This is a genomic window from Polaromonas sp. P3_C2 (genome assembly GCF_056402675.1).
Window position 1 is genome coordinate 1 of sequence record NZ_JBFUGX010000284.1, and the last position, 5,367, is coordinate 5,367.

The window sequence follows — 5,367 nt, forward strand, 5'->3', positions numbered from 1 at the left end:
GGTATCGAAAACGGCATCGACCGAGCCGCTACCGATGCTGGCATTGGCGGGCACCTCATTGGCGCCGCGAAGCTGTGTGGTGAAGGCGACCAGGGGGGATTGCTTGTTCATCACGCCGCAGCCCGTGATGGCGGCAGCGGCTACGGCCATCGCGGCAAGGGAAACTCGGGTGGCGGTGCGGCGTGAAAGCATGGGTCAGCTCCTTGAAAAGTTGCAGCCGATTGTGCGTGCTGCACGCTGGTCAAACCCGTAGGACAAACCCCATGCGAACAGTCGGTTCCGGACGACGCCCGTACCCCATCGCACACCGACACGCCTGCCTGCGCGCGGGCTGGAGACTGGCCTGATAGTTGTGGCCTGCATCCTTCCCCAGGCCAGCCCGCAATCCTCAGTAGAAAGACTCACACCATGGCATCGCGCGTTTTATGGAAAGGGGCCATCAGTTTCGGCCTGGTTCACATCCCCGTAGCGCTGCATTCGGCCACCTCGGAGAGCGGCATTGACTTCGACTGGCTGGACAAGCGCAGCATGGACCCTGTGGGTTACAAGCGCGTCAACAAGCGCACGGGCAAAGAAATCACCCGGGAAAACATCGTCAAGGGCGTCGAATACGAAGACGGCCAGTACATCGTGCTGTCGGAAGAAGAGATCAAGTCCGCCTACCCAAAGACCACCCAGACCATTGAAATCGAAAGCTTTGTGCCCAACACGGAGATTCCCTTCGTTTACCTGGAGCGGCCCTACTACATCGCCCCCATCAACAAAGGGCAAAAAGTCTACGCACTGCTGCGCGACACCCTGCTGAAAACCCAACGCGTGGGCATCGCCCGCGTCATCATCCAGACCAAGCAGCACCTTGCCGTTCTGGTGCCTTCAGGCCCGGCACTGATATTGAACCTGCTGCGCTGGGGCGCCGACATCCGCTCGCTGGAAGAACTGGACCTGCCGCCTGTCGGCGCCAAGGCCGCGGGCCTGTCTGACAAGGAACTGGCGATGGCCAAACAGCTGGTGGACGACATGACCGGCAAATGGGACCCGGAGCAGTTCTCCGACTCCTTCAGGGACGACATCATGGCGCTGGTCAAACGCAAGGCGAAAGAAGGCAAACTGGAAAGCGTGGTGCAGCCGGAAGAATCCGACGAACCCGAAGCCCGCTCCGGCGCCAAGATCATTGACCTGACGGAGCTGTTGCAGCGCAGCCTGCGCAAAGGCGGCGGCGATGCCTCCAAAACCAGGGCAGCCGACAAAACCACAGCGAAAACCAGCAAGGCTGCAGCCAAAAGCCCGGCGCGCAAAAAACCCGCCGCGAGGGCGCGCGCGCATGCTCCCGCCAAACGGCGCGCCGCCTAGCCCGTTGCTTACCTGCAGGCTGACGACATGGGCGCCCGCGACCTGCTGAAACCCTACCGCGCCAAGCGCGATTTTTCGCGCACACCCGAGCCGGCGCAAGGCGGCACGCGCTCAGACAAGGCGCTGAGTTTCGTGATCCAGAAACACGACGCACGCAACCTGCATTACGACTTCCGCCTGGAACTGCAGGGCACGCTCAAGAGCTGGGCAGTTCCCAAAGGGCCCAGCCTGGATCCGTCCGTCAAGCGCATGGGCATGCATGTGGAAGACCATCCCATTTCCTATGCAGGTTTCGAGGGCAGCATTCCACCGAAGCAATACGGCGCGGGCGACGTGATTGTCTGGGACCGTGGCCTGTGGACGCCGCATGGGGACCCTGTCAAAGGGTTCAAGGATGGAAAACTCAAATTCGAACTGCATGGCGAAAAACTCAAGGGCGGCTGGACGCTGGTGCGAATGCATGGGCGCGGCAACGCCAAGCAGGAGCCGTGGCTGCTGATCAAGGAGCACGACGGCTACGCCCGCCCGGAAACGGAGTTCGACGTACGCGAGGCCCTGCCCAACAGCGTGCTCTCGGGCAAGCCACTGCCACGCGACACCGCGGAAAACTTCGGCAAGGCGGGCGCTTCGGCCGGCGCTGCCGTCAAGAAGGCAGCCGCCACCCGAAAGACCGCCAGGAAGATTGCCAAACAGGAACGCAGAAGCACACCCGCTACTGACATCCCCGAAGGCGCCGTCGCGGCAAAGCTGCCGCAGACACTGGCTCCGCAACTGGCCACCCTGGTCGCACGCCCTCCGGCCGCCCCGCAAGGCTGGGCCTACGAGATCAAGTATGACGGCTACCGCCTGCTGGCCCGCATCGACGGGCCGTCGGTTCGCCTCATCACGCGCAAAGGCAACGACTGGACCAGCAAGCTGCCCAAGTTGGCCAACGCCGTGGCCGCGCTGGAAATTTCCTCAGGCTGGGTGGATGGCGAAATCGTCGTGATGAACGAACACGGCGTGCCAGACTTCGGCGCGCTGCAAAACGCGTTTGACCATGCCAGCACGGCCCGCATCATTTTTTACGTGTTCGACCTGCCCTACTTTGACGGACTGGACCTGCGGCAACTGCCACTGGCACAGCGCCGTGAAATCCTCTGCGCGCTGGTCACCCGCAATCCGCAGGACACCATCCGTTTCAGCGATGCGTTTGACGAAGCACCGCAAGATCTGCTTGAGTCGGCCCGGCGTGTCGGGCTGGAAGGCGTGATCGGCAAACGCGTGGACTCGGCTTACGTGTCACGCCGCTCGCCGGACTGGATCAAGCTCAAGACCCAGCTGCGCCAGGAGTTCGTCATCGGCGGTTACACCGAACCCAAGGGTTCGCGCGCCGGCCTGGGTGCGCTGATGCTGGGCGTGCATGACAGCGAAGGCGGGCTTCTTTACGCCGGCAACGTCGGCACCGGCTTTAACGATGCAACGCTCAAGGACCTCAAGGCGCGGCTGCAGAAGATCCACGCCGAACGCAGTCCTTTTACCAAGGTGCCCGCCGGGGTCAAGGGCCAATGGGTCAAGCCGCGTCTGCTGGCCGAAGTGGCCTTTGGCGAATGGACCCATGGCGGCCATATCCGCCACTCCGTATTCCAGGGCCTGCGCACCGACAAACCCGCAACGAACATCCTCCGTGAAAAACCCGCCGTCCTGGAGCGCGGCAAGAAAGGCGCCACCGTGAATCCCGCCAAAAAAACCTCCACCGAAAAGCCCAACGCGAGGGGTAGCTTGAACGTCCCCGAAAAAAGGACCGCGAAGTCCGCCCCTGCAGCGCTGAAGTCCCTGCGTGTCACGCATGCTGACCGGGTGATCGACAGCAGCACCGGCTTTACCAAACAAAACGTGGTCGAGCACTACGCACAGGTCGCGTCGCTGATGCTGCCGCACCTCAAGGCCCGTCCCACCGCGCTGGTGCGCGCGCCCTCGGGCATCGGTGGTGAGCTGTTCTTCCAGAAGCATGCCGAGGCTACGTCAATTCCCGGCATCAAATTGCTGGACCCCGCGCTGGACCCCGGCCATGGTCCGCTGCTGGAGATTCCCTCCACAGCCGCCCTGCTGGCGGCCGCGCAGATCAACGTGATCGAGTTCCATACCTGGAACGCCACCACGCGCGCCATCCACAAGCCCGACCGCATGACGTTCGACCTGGACCCGGGTGAAGGCGTTGCCTGGCCGCAGGTTCAGGAGGCTGCGCAACTGGTGCGCGCCTTTCTCGACGAACTGAAGCTCGCGAACTTCCTGAAAACCAGCGGGGGCAAAGGCCTGCACGTGGTGGTGCCGCTCAAGCGGCAATACGACTTCGACACCGTGAAGGATTTTTCGCATGCCATCGTGATGCACCTTGCCGCCGTGATTCCCCAGCGCTTTGCCGCCAAGAGCGGCCCTAAAAACCGCATCGGCAAGATTTTTCCGGATTACCTGCGCAATGGATTTGGCGCCACCACCGTCGCAGCGTGGTCAATGCGTACCCGGCCGGGCCTCGGCGTGTCCGTCCCTGTCAATTGGGATGAACTGGCCTCACTGACCGGCGGCGCACACTGGACGGCGCAAACCCTGGGCGGGCGCCTGGCAATCGGCAACCAGCCCTGGGAGGCTTACGAGGCGTCACGCAACGGGCTCACCGCCGCCATGAAACAAGTGGGCTTCAAGGCGCCACCAGCCGCGAAATAGCCCTCTTGGCGGCCCTGCCTGGGTTGTCGTTGCACTCCTACAGACCGAAGGCCGATGGCCTGACACGCGGGTGAAGGGCTTGAGCCTAGATTCGCCTGGATAAGGAGTTCTGTTTGCCCGGCCTTATTCAAGGGATGAACCAGAAATGCTCACCATGAAGCAGCTCGATGAAATGGATTTGACGCTTTACCTGCAGACTGAAGGTCGGCGAATGGCCGCGGAGCTCCGAGGCAAGACGCTGCCGGACGCAGAAAACCGGTCGCCCGCACCGCCTGACTCCTGTCCGCCCGCGGCTCGGCACCCCAGTGCCCACGGGCCCGCTCAACAGCAATGCGCAACCCCGGCCGCCAGCCAAAAGCCGGCACGCACCCTGAGCGAGGCCTTGCAGCGCATGGGTGTGACGGGCTCACCTTCGCGCCGGGTGTAGGCATTCGCCGCGACTTGCGGCCCAAGGGCTGGCCCTGTTGCCGGCTGCGTCCTATTATTCAGACAGCGCCATAGAACGCACCTGGAGACACCCATGAAACCCTACCTGCCCTTTGTACTGGCGACCTTGTTTTTCCTGTCCGGCTGCCCCGACAACAAGGTTCCCAAAGCGCCACCCAAGGCGCCCGAGCCCAAAGCCGAAACTGTCGCCACGCCGATACCTTCCATGGTTTCAATCAAAAGCAGCCTGTCCGGCCCCCTTTCATGAAAAACCGTGGATGGCCATCCGGCATGTTTGCGGCCATTTGCCTGGCCGGATGTGCCGGCACAACAGCAGAGCCGCCCCCGCACCCCGTTAGCGTCGACGGGCAGACCTATCTCATCAGCCAGCTGACAGCCGGCACCTGGACAGCCATTGCTCCAGGGTCAAAAGGCGGCAGCGTGATATCGACCCCTGCGGGCCGCGCAGCGTTGCTGCAGGCGATTGAACTGCGCTCCGGCTGCAAGGTCACCGATGCTGACTATTCACGCAACGGCGTACAGCTCGACGCCCAGGTGGATTGTGCGAGCAGCTTGAAGAACTAACGAGGGCACTCCCGGCATGAAGGAATAAAAAAAGGGGCGACAAATGCCGCCCCTTGGTTTGCCGAGCCTCGAGTGCCGACAAAAAACAATTGATTCCTGTGTGAGCGACAGTCCTTGCGGTTATGAAGCAGTCTTCAGCGCGTCACGCAGGGCCTTCACCTGGTCATGATTGCGCTGTGCGCCCTGGGCCTGGCGTTCCACCACGGCTCTGATCCCGGCGGGGAAATTGCGCTTCAGGGCTTTGCGGTAGCGTGCCACCGCGGCGTCTTCGCCGCGCTCGCATTCATTGAGCATCGCCTGGTC

The 5,367-nt window shown here is 62.6% G+C and carries 5 protein-coding genes and 1 pseudogene; 4 read left to right on the forward strand and 2 right to left on the reverse strand.

What is annotated here, in order from left to right:
• Positions 1-192, reverse strand: a pseudogene (locus AC1DWI_RS12960) (CHRD domain-containing protein); the annotation flags it as partial.
• A gap of 216 nt (positions 193-408) precedes the next feature.
• On the opposite strand from AC1DWI_RS12960, the gene ku reads away from it, so the two are divergent.
• The 4 genes from ku (at position 409) to AC1DWI_RS12980 (ending at position 5,064) form a co-directional block, all read left to right on the forward strand.
• Complete coding sequence (ku, locus tag AC1DWI_RS12965; protein WP_477669389.1) at positions 409-1,350, forward strand: non-homologous end joining protein Ku; 942 nt, start codon at positions 409-411, stop codon at positions 1,348-1,350.
• Between the two features lie 27 nt (positions 1,351-1,377).
• Complete coding sequence (gene ligD, locus AC1DWI_RS12970) at positions 1,378-4,053, forward strand: DNA ligase D (protein WP_477669388.1); 2,676 nt, start codon at positions 1,378-1,380, stop codon at positions 4,051-4,053.
• A 520-nt stretch (positions 4,054-4,573) separates the two neighbouring features.
• A complete protein-coding gene (locus AC1DWI_RS12975) occupies positions 4,574-4,747 on the forward strand; it encodes a hypothetical protein (RefSeq protein ID WP_477669386.1) in 174 nt (57 codons plus the stop codon).
• Positions 4,744-5,064, forward strand: a complete 321-nt coding sequence (locus AC1DWI_RS12980; RefSeq protein ID WP_457280711.1) for a hypothetical protein — start codon at positions 4,744-4,746, stop codon at positions 5,062-5,064. The genes AC1DWI_RS12975 and AC1DWI_RS12980 overlap by 4 nt, the downstream gene beginning before the upstream one ends.
• Positions 5,065-5,184: 120 nt before the next feature.
• Here AC1DWI_RS12980 and AC1DWI_RS12985 read toward each other — a convergent pair.
• Positions 5,185-5,367: PA2169 family four-helix-bundle protein (locus AC1DWI_RS12985; RefSeq protein ID WP_477724973.1), on the reverse strand; the 183-nt coding region annotated here is incomplete at its 5' end.